8 protein-coding genes are annotated in these 13,400 nt (G+C 55.6%); 3 read left to right on the forward strand and 5 right to left on the reverse strand.

Annotated elements, in window-relative coordinates; translation table 11 throughout:
* Window positions 1-474 precede the first annotated feature (474 nt).
* On the forward strand, window positions 475-1,491 hold the full coding sequence (locus tag FYZ48_RS24970) for a hypothetical protein (protein ID WP_149345260.1): 1,017 nt from the start codon (window positions 475-477) through the stop codon (window positions 1,489-1,491).
* Window positions 1,492-1,571: 80 nt separating this feature from the next.
* On the opposite strand, the gene FYZ48_RS24975 is transcribed toward FYZ48_RS24970, so the two are convergent.
* A complete protein-coding gene (locus tag FYZ48_RS24975) occupies window positions 1,572-3,194 on the reverse strand; it encodes an arylsulfatase (protein ID WP_149345261.1) in 1,623 nt (540 codons plus the stop codon).
* 781 nt (window positions 3,195-3,975) lie between these two features.
* Entirely contained in the window at window positions 3,976-4,971 is a 996-nt protein-coding gene (locus tag FYZ48_RS24980) for a sugar phosphate isomerase/epimerase family protein (protein WP_149345262.1), read from the reverse strand.
* 134 nt (window positions 4,972-5,105) lie between these two features.
* Here FYZ48_RS24980 and FYZ48_RS24985 point away from each other — a divergent pair, with 134 nt between their 5' ends.
* Window positions 5,106-6,341 (forward strand): THUMP domain-containing class I SAM-dependent RNA methyltransferase, encoded by a 1,236-nt coding sequence (locus tag FYZ48_RS24985; RefSeq protein WP_149345263.1) that lies wholly within the window; start codon window positions 5,106-5,108, stop codon window positions 6,339-6,341.
* 2 nt (window positions 6,342-6,343) lie between these two features.
* Here FYZ48_RS24985 and FYZ48_RS24990 read toward each other — a convergent pair whose 3' ends face one another.
* The 3 genes from FYZ48_RS24990 to FYZ48_RS25000 all read right to left on the reverse strand — a co-directional run bounded on the left by FYZ48_RS24990 (window position 6,344) and on the right by FYZ48_RS25000 (window position 12,468).
* On the reverse strand, window positions 6,344-8,425 hold the full coding sequence (locus tag FYZ48_RS24990) for an ATP-dependent helicase (protein ID WP_149345264.1): 2,082 nt from the start codon (window positions 8,423-8,425) through the stop codon (window positions 6,344-6,346).
* 131 nt (window positions 8,426-8,556) lie between these two features.
* Window positions 8,557-11,100: a family 16 glycoside hydrolase gene (locus FYZ48_RS24995; RefSeq protein WP_149345265.1), complete on the reverse strand. Its 2,544-nt coding sequence runs from the start codon at window positions 11,098-11,100 to the stop codon at window positions 8,557-8,559.
* A gap of 75 nt (window positions 11,101-11,175) precedes the next feature.
* Window positions 11,176-12,468: a Gfo/Idh/MocA family protein gene (locus FYZ48_RS25000; RefSeq protein ID WP_145443318.1), complete on the reverse strand. Its 1,293-nt coding sequence runs from the start codon at window positions 12,466-12,468 to the stop codon at window positions 11,176-11,178.
* Window positions 12,469-12,770: 302 nt separating this feature from the next.
* Between FYZ48_RS25000 and FYZ48_RS25005 the strand changes: the two genes are divergently transcribed.
* Window positions 12,771-13,319: a pyridoxamine 5'-phosphate oxidase family protein gene (locus FYZ48_RS25005; protein ID WP_149345266.1), complete on the forward strand. Its 549-nt coding sequence runs from the start codon at window positions 12,771-12,773 to the stop codon at window positions 13,317-13,319.
* The last annotated feature ends 81 nt before the right edge of the window (window positions 13,320-13,400 follow it).

A 13,400-nucleotide genomic window follows, 5' to 3' on the forward strand; every position in this document is an offset into this window, starting at 1 on the left:
TGGCAGTCTACAGAAATCAGGAAAACAGCATAAAAAACCGCTCTGGTGGGAACGAACTTAAGAGCGGAGTTACTAGCCACCAGTACTATATCCAACGTCGCAAAAAATTACCGGCGGCCAGGTAGCGTTTATTTAATCGCTTTCTACGTGATCATAAGGTCGACAACGTTAGCTATGTAAGTATCCACCGTGGCCGAGGGTATGCTGTTACTCTTGTTTTCAGGACTTCAACAGCAGAAAAGAAAATTAGTCGCAGGGCCTTAGCCCCGGTTGAAACGTCTTTGCTAGATATCATCCGAATTAAGAAACGCTGCCTGGCGCCTTGCCGCTCAGAAAAAGCAGGGATGAGCTCATATACAGAAAATAGATCACATTCAGAACGATTCCGTAATAGAATAGAACCCATCACCATCCACAGTGTCTTGAAGATATCAATCTCACGGAACTGACACCGAAAACTGAAAACCAGACAGAATGTCACAAGATCTCTCTCTCCACATCTATCCCAAGACGACAGAATTCAACTGTATCGATACGTTCTGGAAGCTGATCAAGCCTGTCAACGAGTGGAGTTCATACACTTCAGACTGGCATGGTTTAAACATTACTCAATTCTCACCCTATCGAGAATATCGGAGTGACATCAAAGATTCGCAGCGAGATCCCAAAACACGTCTTAATAAGTTCACCGAAACAATTAATCAATTGGATGTTCAGCCGGACTATAAACTTTTGCTTGCGACATCCTATCCTTACCATCAAACGAATTCGGGGAACAAACCGAAGAAATATTTTGGAAGTCTCAGAGTGCGTGCATGGGGCTCGGGTCAGTTCCGTGGACACTATCCTCTAGAAGAAGGACTGGGGGAAATCAGTTTCAATCCTGTCCAGCATTTCTTCTTTCAGCCAGAAGTTCTGGTTAGAGACGACGAAGACATTTCCAAGAAAGAAGAGAGCTATCTGGCTTACAAAAAATGCGTTCAGCGAAACTTAGAAAAAATTCGTAATCTGTTTGACCTGCTCATCACACACCTGGATCCTTTCTCGATCAAGCTGTATCTGGGGTCCGGCGCCAGGATTCCTTTTAATTCCCACGCGACTTACTTTTCCAGCCACGAGTCTCTAATGCAGGACCTTAGTTTCATCCGGGATGCCTGGTCTGGCGAAAATCCGATAGAAGACACTCCTCTAAACCGCTTTGACCCAGTCAAGCATAAATGGTTCTTTAACCAGATCAGACCTCAGGAACAGAGCAGGGAGCTCTGGAAAGACATGAGCCGTTTATTACCATCTCTGGATAAGGTCACACCCGATGTAGTGAAACTCGTCTGGGATCAGACTAATCTGGCTTCGGACGAAACACTCGATATCAAGAGGATCAAAGATCAGTCCGTAATTGTTTTCAGTTCGCCCTTTTTCTTAAATACATTCGTTTCAAGATACTATCTCGACGTATTGGAAATGGCAGCCCTCGAAAGTGAGGACAACTGACGACTGAAATTCCTTTCGTGCTTTTCGTGCCTTTCGTGGTAGTAAATAATCACAGGAAGCTAACCCTTTCGCGGTCCATCTCACTTCGGATAAACCCCCACGCGTTTCGCCCACGCCTCCCACTGCGACTTCAGATCATCCACCACCGCCCGCCTCCGTTCCGCCAGGTCATTCAGCTCCGTACGATCTGCTTTCACATCGTACAGCTCCCACTTCTGTGGCTGATACCCCTTGGCCGGCGACACACCTCGTCCCACCAGCTTCCAGTCACCGGTACGCACGAACGCGTTGCTCTCGTGCTCAATGAAGATCGGTCGCCCCCGTTCCAGCGGCTTTCCCGACAGCGCCGGACGCAGTGAAATTCCATCCAGCGTGTGAATCTTGTTGCCGGCGAACGTTTCCGGATAGTCGGCTCCCGCCACATCGAGCAGCGTCGGCATCACGTCAATCAGCTGGGCCGGGCTCGTGTACCACTCGGCGCGCGGCTGAATCTGTGCCGGCCAGTGCATCAGGAACGGCGTCGACGTTCCTCCCTCATGCGCGAAATGCTTATACAGCCGGAAAGGCGTGTTCGACGCATTCGCCCACGCTTTCCCGTAACTGTTGCTGTGCTCCTGGTTCCGCTTCTCGACATCCCGGAACTCACCCCGACCAAGCACGCCCCCTTCAGCACAACCTCCGTTGTCCGCGAGGAATAGAATCAGCGTGTTGTCCAGCTGATCATGCGCCTTGAGCCAGCCTACCAGCTTGCCGATGTTCTGGTCGATCCGATCGATCATCGCCGCATAAATCGCCATCTTTAGATCCATCTCGTCCTGCTTCTCAGGCTTCAACGTCTCCCAGGCCGGCACCTCTGCATCACGGGGAGAAAGCTTCGTGTCTGCAGAGATCAATCCCAGCTGTTTCTGTTTGGCCAGCCGGCGCTGACGGAGTTCATCCCAGCCGATCCGGTATTTACCCCGATACTTTTTGATCTCCTCCTCATGCGCCTGTAGCGGCCAGTGCGGCGCCGTATAAGCCAGGTACAGAAAGTACGGATCCGTTTTCTGATTTGCGTTTTCCTGATGTTCCTTGAGGAAACGAATCGCGTAATCGGTGAAGGCATCGGTCGTATAAAACGGACGATCCGTCGTGCTCTCCGGATTTTCGATATCCTGGTTGCCGAAGGTCATCCCCCGCGGTGCTACCGGATGGAAATACCGCGTCGCCCCCGAAACACAACCGAAATATTTTTCGAACCCCCGCTGCAAAGGCCAGCGATCCTGGTCGTTAAATCCCAAGTGCCATTTCCCCGCCATGTAAGTCGCATAGCCGGCTGTCTCCAGCACTTCACCTAACGTCACACACTGATGATTCAGATACCCCTGGTAAGCCGGCGGTTTGGAATAGCCCCGCGTCTGATTCGGCGGATTCGTCATCCAGCCAATCCCGGTCTGATGCGGATGCAGTCCCGTCATCAACGTCGCCCGTGTCGGACAGCAGCGTCCCGAATTATAAAACTGCGAGAACCGCACGCCCCCCGCTGCCAGGGCATCGATATTCGGCGTTTCAATCTCACTGCCGTAACAGCCGAGATCGGAAAAACCCATATCGTCGACCATGATCAAAATGATATTCGGTCGCTCGGCTTGCGCTGCATCAGCCGTCAATACAGTCAGACAGACGACCAGACAGGTCAGAGCAGCAAAGATCATCCGAACCATAAACAGGCACCCCATCCAGAGCGGAATGGCGCTAAACACCGAGAATATCAAAAGCTCTGTCACACACAACCGACGGGTAGCGCCTTGCCGCACAGTTGGAGTTTAATGACAATACACTCATTCGACGTTAATCATCTATTCCTTGTTTCATATCACCGACCTCAAGATTGATCCATTGCATGATTGGGCTCTGAATCTTACTCAGGTCCTGACGATGCATTGATTCTGGATGAAGGTGAACCCACTGTTCCCATTGCTCCGTATTGTCTCCAAAATCCTGCCCCGTATGAAACTTCAACAATCGATATGCTTCTTGCCTCGAGAGATACAATCGAGAAGAGGGATCATTTCTCTCTTTCAGATTCGTGACTAAATTTTCAAGTAACGAAACTCGCGGCATCTAATATTCCATATTTAAAAAAAATGATACAGGTTCACAGATCACACTGTGAGTTTCCTGCTCGCTGCGCTCGGCCCGAATTCCATTCGGGCCCATCCCTGTTTTTTGTTTTCGTGTCTTTCGTGCTTTTCGTGGTTCATCTAATCCGTTATGGAAAAGGCCTGATACAAACCAGATCCGCGGTAGGGGCGACCCTGCGTGGTCGCCCGCAGTTCGACGAATTTGCTGTCAGGAAATCGAACCATCCACAGGTTCCATCCACACCTTAAATAAAATCACGTGGCCCAACAGGCGGGCAGGCACACAGGCCTGCCCCTACCCCAGAAATCTTTTCGTGCCGTCCGTGGTAGTCATCAATTCCATACGATTCGTGGTTCAAACCTACGACCACAGCGAACGGAAATACTTCGCATCGACGGCCGTCTGGTCCAGGCATTGCTGCGTGCTCAACTCTTTCCAGCTGTGCCGGCCCTTGTACTCACTGTGCAGGGAGAAGATCCCTTCGTAACCCAGCTTCCGCAGTACATCGACGTATTCAGGAATCGGTGAAATGCCGTCTGCCACGGGAACCGTTTTGACTTCCCATTTCTGATGGCCTTTCTTATCGCGACCTTCACCCCGCTCCCAGGAAAAGTTCTTCACCGCACACAATGAAATCCAGGGAGCCAGCAGATCGAGGCCCTGCCGCCAGCCGTCGCCGCTCCCCTCTTTGACCATGTGCAGCATATCCACGTACGCCCCGACTTCCTGCGGCGAGTAATCCTGGATCAGCTGATACAGCTGTGTTCCATGCGAAGGCAGAAACGCATTCGAGTGCACGTGCACGCAGGACAGAATTTCGTACTTCTGACACAGCTTCGCAACGTTGCCGATTTTCTTCGTCGTCTCTTTCAGCTGCTGCGCCAGCGTGCCGAACGGCTTGTAGCGGTAATAGCCGATCTTGATCCGGTCGATGCCCTGTTCCTGCGCGGTCGCCAGAATCCGTTCGGCGTTTTTGTCGGGCTCTTCAATCATCGTCGTCAGAAACAGGATCTTCACACCCGCCTCTTTCGCCGCCGCACATGCCTGCGGCAGTTCCTGCTCGGCATTCTCAGGCAAGATGTGCCCCTTGGGCCGCACGGTCAGATCGAGGCCGTCCAGGCCGATCGACTTGAACGCTTTACACACCTCGGGAATCGGCATGTCCTGAAAGCTCTTCGTGAACGCCCCCAGTTGATAACCGCCCGCCGACTTCTCTTTTTTCGTTTCGCCCGCCTGCACAGACGTTGTTTCCGCTGCGCCGCCGGCCAGCATGGTGCCCGCCAGGGCCGAGAGAGACGCCTGTTTCAGAAAATCCCGTCGGGGAAGCCGATTATGAGGGTGGGGAGTATTCCGCATGTTGAAAACCTTCTTTATGATCAGTTGTCGGGTAGAATTCGAGGGAGATCTTTATATAGAGTATGATCACCGTTCGACCCATTTTCTACCGGTATTGACCGTTTTACTGAAATCCCAAAAGAACCACTGTCCGCATGTCTGATCCGCTCACCCTGATCGCCACGTCCACCTTTGGACTCGAAGCCGTCGTCGCCCGCGAACTGAAGCAGCTGGGCTACGAAGACCAGACCGTCGAAAACGGGCGCGTCATGTTCCAGGCGGATAAAGCAGCGATCTGCCGCTGCAATCTCTGGCTCCGCAGTGCCGACCGCATCCTGATCTGCCTCGGCGAATTCACGGCTCTCGACTTCGATGATCTCTTCGACGAAACCCGCGACCTGGAATGGGAACGCTGGCTGCCCCCCTCCGCACGCTTTCCCGTGCGAGCCACCGCGGTCCGCTCCAAAATCAACAGCGCCAAAAACTCCCAGAAGATGGTCAAGAAAGCGATCGCCGAACGCCTCAAGGATCATTACATCAAAGACTGGTTCCCCGAAGACGGCCCCATGTACTCGGTCAGCGTCTCGATCCTCAAAGATCGCGCCACAGTCTGCATCGACACCACCGGCCCCGGTCTGCACAAGCGCGGCTATCGTAAACTGACCGCCGGTGCCCAACTCAAAGAGACACTCGCAGCCGGTCTGATTCAGCTCAGCTACTGGAACAACGAACGTGCCCTGGTCGACCCCTGTTGTGGTTCGGGTACGATTCCCATCGAAGCCGCCCTCATCGGTACCAACACCGCCCCCGGTCTCAACCGCAGTTTCGTCGCGGAAGAGTGGCACAAAATCCCCGCCGAACTCTGGAGTGAGGCCCGCGAAGAAGCCCGCGATCTGCAGGACCTCGACGCTCTCTCATTCCGTCTGCAGGGCTACGACATCGACCCCGGCATGATCCGCATGGCCCGCTACCACGCCCGCGAAGCGGGTGTCGATGAGCTCGTCCATTTTCAGGATCAACCGGTCGCCGAATTCAGCACGCCCCGCAAGTACGGCTGCATCATCACCAATCCCCCTTACGGGGAGCGACTCGGCGAAAAGGAAGAGGCCGAGGTCATCTACCGCCAGATGAAAGAAGCCTTCGCGCCCCTGGATACCTGGTCGATCTACGTGCTCACCTCGCATCCCGGCTTCGAACGCATCTTCGACCGCAAGGCCCGCCGCCGCAAACTGTATAACGGACGCATCGAATGCACCTACTACCAGTTTCCCGGGCCACCACCGCCACGCAAAAGATCACCCTGGGACGACGCGACGAATGCAGATTCAGAGTCTACATCGGAAGCAGACGCCGACACCCCCGCTGACGACACAACCGACTCCGCCGACTGAAGTCAGTTGGACCACATATTACGGATGTTCTTACGAATGTCCTCGGCCGTCGTTTCGATCTGCGCCTCTTCGGGCGTATCCAGATCCTCAGCGTTAAACGCAGGCCGCCGCTGAAACAGGGGAAGCGTCTTCGAAGAAATGAACCGCGTCAGCTGCGCGTAACTGTGTGCCTGGTTCCAGCGCCGGTTCTGAAAATACTGACGATGCGGGAAGCAGACATAGAGCCAGTTCTTCGCCCGCGTGAGCGCCACGTAGAACAGCCGGCGTTCCTCGTCGATCTCATCATTGCTCTCCAGCGACATCTCGGAAGGAATGCTGCCGTCCGCTGCCTGCAATACATAGACCGCGTCCCACTCAAGTCCTTTCGAGGAATGAATCGTACTCAGTACCAGGAAGTCGTCGTCCGTCTTACTGCTGTCGTTGGCGATGTCCTGTGTCGAACTGGGTGGGTCGAGCGTGATCTCTTCCAGGAAACTCATCCGGCTGCTGAACCGGCTGGCCACCTGCTCCAGTTGTTCCAGATCGCGCTGACGGGCTGGCCCGTTGTCGTACTGCTGATCGAGCAGGGGACTGTAAAACGTCCGCACCTGGTGAACTTCAGACGAGATCCCTTTTTTCTCGGACTGCGGCGATGACAGGTTCTTCATCAGCCGAATAAATAAGGGCCAGTGCTCGACCGTCGCCGCCGGTGGTTTGAATTCCGACCAGGCATCAAAGCGGAACCCGGATTCCGCCAGCAGGTTGAGCAGCTGCTGTGCTTTCTTCTGACCGATGCCCGGCAGCAATGTCAGCACGCGCAGACCGGAAACCGCATCGCGGGGGTTCTCCGCCAGTCGCAGGTACGCCATCAGGTCTTTGACGTGTGCCGTTTCAATGAACTTCAATCCGCCGTACTTATGATAGGCAATGTTCCGCCGCGCCAGTTCGACTTCCAGCGCAAGACTGTGATGCGAAGCCCGGAACAGCACCGCCTGTTGATTCAGGGGAATGCCCGCCTCCAGGTGTTCGAGTACCTGCGTCACCACGAAGTCGGCCTGCTCGTTATTGTCGCTGCAGTCCACCAGAATCGGTGGCTCGCCGGCAATCTTCGACGACCAGAGTTTCTTCTCGTAACGCTCATGCGCTTCGTCGATGATCTGATTCGTCGCCGCCAGAATCGGCTGCGTGCTGCGGTAGTTCTCTTCCAGCGTGACCACCGTCGTCCCCGGATACTCTTCCGGGAAATCGAGGATGTTCCGCACCGTCGCCGCCCGGAAGGAATAGATCGACTGGGCATCGTCGCCCACGACCGTCAGACCTGCTCCATCGGGACAGAGATTTTTCAGGATACCCGACTGCAATACGTTCGTGTCCTGGTACTCGTCGACCAGTACCGCTTCGAACTGACCTCGCAGCAGTTTGCCCCCCGCGGGATCAGAAGAGAGCGCGTGCCAGAACAGCAGCAGATCGTCATAGTCGAGTATGTTCTGCTGCTCCTTACGATCGACGAACGCCTGAAACAGCTGCTTGAGAGCGTCCACATGCTCCAGGCACCAGGGGTAATACCGTTCGAGTACCGGCTCCAGCTTGAGGCAGGTATTCACACTGCGGCTGTAGATTTCGACCAGCGTCCCTTTGCGGGGAAACTTGGCCACGTTGTTCCCCAGTTCGAGTTCACTCCGTAGAGAGCTCATCAGATCTTCGGCGTCGCTGCGATCGATGATCGTAAAATCATCCGGCAGACCAATCGACTGACCATAGCGTCTCAACAGACGCGCCGCCGTGGAGTGGAATGTGCCTCCCCAGATGCTCCGCGACCGGGCAGAGGCGGCGTGTTCGCGACTGTCGCCCATCGCCCGCAACAATGCATCGACGCGGCGGACCATCTCATTCGCGGCTCTGCGGGAGAAGGTCAGCAACAGAATCCGGCTCGGATCGATGCCCTGTGAAATCAGCCAGGCCACCCGGTGTGAAAGCGTGGTCGTCTTTCCCGTTCCCGCACCGGCGATGATCAACAGCGAACCGGTATCGTGACAGGCCGCCGCCCGTTGCTGGGGGTTCAGCTGCGCGAACAGGTCTTCAATGTGTTGCGGAATCTCTGACATCCGTGCCTCATCGGGGTCGAACGAAGTGAAAAACGAAACTCAACCCCTATTTTCGCGGCACAGACGATGATCGCAAGGGGCGGCCGCCAAAATTGTGCAGAACGACCGTTTTTCCCTGCGTTCAGGCTCGTTTACAGCTCACGCAAACGCACATTTCGATAGTGCACCTGGTTCACGAGGTTCCCATGAATCTGCAGCGCGATGATTCCCTTCAGCGGAATCTGCGGGTCTTGTTCGACATAATCGACCGTCTGCACCCCGTTGATCCAGAGCTGAATCCGCGGCCCCTGGCAGCGAATCCGATACGTGTTCCAGTCATTCATACGAACGGGCAGATCACGAATCTCTTTGGGCGGACCGGCCAGAATTTTCCGTCGACGCGATTCGTCATACAGGCAGCCCCAGTACCCGGTCCCCAGGTCCGCCTGGAAACCACTGACTTCATGATCGTCGGGGATCTCTGCGGTACGAATCTGCACACCCGCGTTGGTCTTCTCACCCAGCAGCTTGAATTCCAGGATCAGCTCGAAGTCTTCGTACTCTTTATCGGAACGCAGAAACTCGTTCTGCTTGACCTTCTCCGTCAGGCTGCCGGCGACGATCTCACCATCTTCGATCCGGAAGATCTCCTCGTTCCCATGCCAGCCGTTAAATGTTTTCCCATCGTACAGCGGCTGAAACCCGAGCGCCTGCTCTTCCTGCGCCGCCTGAGCACTGATCCGCTCCAACTGCTGTTCTGCCCGCTGCTTGAGACCTGCGTTGTCTGTCGTTGTTATCACCTGCTGTAACGCATCTCGCAGCAGTGTGTTCTCGATCGGCGTTCCCCGTTCGGCCCACGAAACAATCGTCGCAGACGCGGCAACGTTCAGATCTTTTTCCTTGAGCAGATTGATCGTGAAGTTGACCGCTTCGGGAGTCGGATAACGCCGCAGCACTTCAAACACGAGCTTCTTCTCATCGTTCCGCTCCGCATTCGCGAGCGTATTACGACAGACTTCCAGCCGTTCAGCCGGCGTCATATTCAGCTGCCGGGCCACGCGGATGTATCCCCGCAGCGCACGGATCTGATACTTGCGATTCTCCAGTGACTGCGCCAGATCGAGCAGCGGCGGTGCGACATCAATCGTCACCCATTTGCCCAGCAGGTCGGTCGCTGTGTTCTGTAAGGCATCTTCATTCGAACGAGCTGCCGCCACCATGGTTTTCAAAGCGGTCTCGCCGCCGATGGCCGCCAGCTGATTCAGGATCAGCTGCTGTTGTTCAATCGATGCTCCCTCCATCGCCTGTGCCAGGGTCTGGGCCGTCTCTTCGAGTGGCAGCCGGGCACAAGCCGCTTTAAGGGCATCGCTGATCGCAGCATCACCGGGGTTCTTCACCGCCAATGTGATCAGTTTCGGCAGATCGTCTGAAGACGTCGTACCACCCAGTGCCTGGATGGCGGCCTGTTTGACTTCCGGATTCGAGTGACCCACCAGCTGATAGACAGCGGGAGTCAACGAACTCAGCCGACAATCACCGGCCAGCTGTAGTCCCGCCAGTTGCTGAGAGAGTGCCTCACTCTCGACCAGCTTCCGGGTACTCTCTTCAATCGCGGACTGCACGTTGTCAGCAGTTTGACTGCCGTTCATTTTTCCAATCGTATCTGCAGTCGCCTCGGTCAGAGCAGATGGATTCTGCTTGAGCTTTCCAAACAAAGCTCCGAGCACCTGCAGCTGTTCGTCAGCTTTCAACACAGACACCAGCTCACCCAGCGAGAGAACCGCCTGTAGTTGTAAGGCTTCACTCTCACTTTTCAGTGCCTGCTGAATCAAAGGCAGAGCACCCGCATTTTTAGACTGACTCAGCGCGGCAATCACGAGCCCCTTCCGCTCGTCAGACAGCTCCGGATAGACGGCCACTAACGTCGTCGACGCTTCCGGTCCCACCTTACGTGCTGCCTGCAGACCAGCCCGGAATCGCGCCAGGTCGTCGGCTTTGAGTGTTTTCGCTAACAGGTCGAATCCATCCTTACCCAGCAGCACAATCGCCCGCTGCGTCGCCGCCAGGTTGACGTTCTCCGGCAGATCCGCCTGCAACACCACTTCCGTCAGCTCGACTGCCTGTCCTTTGTTTTTGTCGGCCAGCGAACGGGCACACATCAACAGGGCAAACGCGACCTCCTGCTTCACCGCACCCCGGTCGGTTCCCAGCGATTGTTTCAACGCAGCCGCCGCATCGCTTGTACCAATCGCCCCCAGGGCATGCGCTGCTGCAATCGCGACTTTCGGATTATCATTCGCCAGCAGTTTCGCCAGTTCAGCGGTCGCCCCTTTGTCTCTCCGTTTCGCCAGCGAGTTGATCACCCCCACCAGCTGGTCCCCTTTGACCGACTTGAGAGCCGCTTCCAGAGCCTGATCGGCGGCGTCAGCCGGGATATTCTCCAGAGCCGAACGGGCGTAGGTCGCCAGTTTTTCATCACCGAGATATTTAGCAATCGCAGGCACGGACTTCGCATCGCCAATCGCCGCCAGCCGACGACAGGCCATCGCTTTGTCGTAAGTGGAAGCATCGGAATTAAGAACGTTGACCAGCCGGGTTGCTTCCGAATCGGATTTCTCCGCGGCGGACACCAGGTTGGCTGAAGAGAACAGACTGATAGAAAGAATTGTGAGCAGACAGAATCTGAACGAGAACATGAGTGAGGATCCCTCAGGTGCTGAAGTAGTTAAAGCTGATTCAGGAAAACGGATGACGACGGTCAGCGGCGTAGACTAAACGGTCCACGGCTCCCGCATGGCGCGGCTCCGCATGCGGTTCGCTTCATCGTCATTCACGAATTCTTCTTTGACCGGGTCGAACTGCAGTTTGCGACCCAGCTTCCAGGCAATCGCGGCCGCGTGGCAGGCGATGTGCGAACGGGCCATCACGTCTTCATTTGCAGCCGGCTGCGAACGGGTTTTCACACAGTTAAAGAAATCACGTACATGGAACTTGGGCGACGTTCCCGGAATCGCACTCGGCGAGGGCAGGGAGGCCCGCAACCGGTTCGAGGAAACAGCCGTCTGTCCCGAGTCGCCGGTTTCGACCCAGCCTTCTTCCCCTTCGAAACGAACCGGACAGGTTCCCAGACCCATCCAGCCATTCCGCCGCATGACCAGCTTCACGCCGTTTTCGTAGACGCACTCGATCACATTGTCGTTGGGCACATCCATCGGTTCATAGGTCACGGGCATCGTGTCATCCGCTTCCAGCGCCCACTGGCAGATATCCAGCGTATGCGCGCCCCAGTCGAGCAGCTTGGCCCCGGAATCGAAATCGTAATGACCGCGCCAGGCACCATCCACATAGGCATGGTTATAAGGACGCCACGGTGCAGGGCCGAGCCACATGTTCCAGTCGACTACTTCCGGATCGGGTTCGGGTTCCGCAGGCAGCCAGTCGTGACGATCGATCAACTGATAGATCGAAGCGTGTACGGTATGAATCTTCCCCAGCTGACCGGACTGCGCCAGGTGCGCCGCATGCGCGAAGTTCGACACATTCCGCCGCTGAGTCCCCGCCTGGAATACACGGCCGGTTCGTTGAATCGTCTGCTGCAGCTTGCGGGCCAGTTCGATCGAAATCGCACACGGCTTCTCGGAATACACGTCTTTCCCCGCTTCCGCAGCCATCATCGAAGCGGTCGCGTGCCAGCGGTCCCCCGTGGCAATCAACACAGCGTCAATGTCATCCCGCGCGAGCAGCTCGCGAAAATCGCGATAGGTTTCGCATTTCTGATCGCCATTCGCTTTGTCGGCCATTTCCTTTACGGTCTTCCGCTGATCCGCACGCACATCGGCGATCGCCACAAACTGCACATCGGGCTGTTCGAGCATGTGGCTCAGCACATAGCCACCCCGTCGACGAATGCCGATTCCCCCCAGGATGATTCGCTCACTGGGAGCAACGGTGCCGTTCAGGCCCAGCGCGGTGCCGGGAATGATCAGGGGGGCAGAAAAGACCGTGCTGGCGGCAGCAGCGGTTTTAATAAAGTCACGACGATTAAGCGCACTGGAATTCGTCATCGGTTTCTCCTCAAAAGCCTTCTGAGAACAGGCTGAGTTCGGGTATGTCGTCTCTGTGAGAGTACCAAAGGATGGAAACAGGCGGGATGCTGTTTCATTTATTGTAATGGTCCCGGCGGCGTGCGTCTCTGAAATTGGCCCCATTTTGTGCAGATTTGACGCTTTCCAAACTTAAGGAAACTTATAAATACCACATCCCATTCCGCCTCCAGCCGAACCGATTTTGCCTTCGAATTGTCCCTCTGCTATGATGCTCCCGCCCGACGACCGCTGACCTCCTTTTTCCCTGTGAAAGACGAACCATGGGACAACGTTTTAACGAACTCTCCGAAAAACTGATCGACTTCATCAACGACCAGCGGCTGTTCTTCGTCGGCACTGCCACCGCCGACAGCCGCATCAATGTCTCCCCCAAAGGGATGGACTCGTTCCGCGTGCTGGGCCCCAACCGCGTGATCTGGCTCAACATGACCGGCAGCGGCAACGAAACCTCGGCCCACATTCAGCAGGACGGCCGCATGACTGTCATGTTCTGTGCCTTCACCGGCAAACCTTTGATCCTCCGTCTTTACGGACAGGCCCGCGTGGTTCATCCCTACGACAGCGACTGGACGGAACTCGCCGCCCACTTCCCTCCGAACCCCGGCGCCCGCCAGGTCTTCGATATGCAGGTTGATCTGGTTCAGACCTCCTGCGGCATGGGTGTTCCCTTCTACGATTACGTTGAAGAACGCGAACAGCTCACCACCTGGGCCACCAAACAGGGACCGGAGGGAGTGCAAAAATACTGGCACGACAAAAACCAGCAAAGCCTGGACGGCATTCCCACGCACATCCTGAAAGACCAGTAAAAACTGAGCGGCAAGGCGCTAGTAACTCCGATTACAAATAGTTTCCCACCAAAGCAAATTGTTGCCATTGCTTCCTGGTTT

Origin of the sequence: Gimesia chilikensis (genome assembly GCF_008329715.1) — a bacterium.
Classification (GTDB): domain Bacteria; phylum Planctomycetota; class Planctomycetia; order Planctomycetales; family Planctomycetaceae; genus Gimesia; species Gimesia chilikensis.

Bases quoted from the DNA above. Each gene is read 5' to 3' on its own strand.
- FYZ48_RS24975 (WP_149345261.1), bottom strand. From the start codon at position 3,194: ATGGTTCGGATGATCTTTGCTGCTCTGACCTGTCTGGTCGTCTGTCTG.
- FYZ48_RS24985 (WP_149345263.1), top strand. From the start codon at position 5,106: ATGTCTGATCCGCTCACCCTGATCGCCACGTCCACCTTTGGACTCGAA.
- FYZ48_RS24970 (WP_149345260.1), top strand. From the start codon at position 475: ATGTCACAAGATCTCTCTCTCCACATCTATCCCAAGACGACAGAATTC.
- FYZ48_RS25005 (WP_149345266.1), top strand. From the start codon at position 12,771: ATGGGACAACGTTTTAACGAACTCTCCGAAAAACTGATCGACTTCATC.
- FYZ48_RS24995 (WP_149345265.1), bottom strand. From the start codon at position 11,100: ATGTTCTCGTTCAGATTCTGTCTGCTCACAATTCTTTCTATCAGTCTG.
- FYZ48_RS24990 (WP_149345264.1), bottom strand. From the start codon at position 8,425: ATGTCAGAGATTCCGCAACACATTGAAGACCTGTTCGCGCAGCTGAAC.
- FYZ48_RS24980 (WP_149345262.1), bottom strand. From the start codon at position 4,971: ATGCGGAATACTCCCCACCCTCATAATCGGCTTCCCCGACGGGATTTT.
- FYZ48_RS25000 (WP_145443318.1), bottom strand. From the start codon at position 12,468: ATGACGAATTCCAGTGCGCTTAATCGTCGTGACTTTATTAAAACCGCT.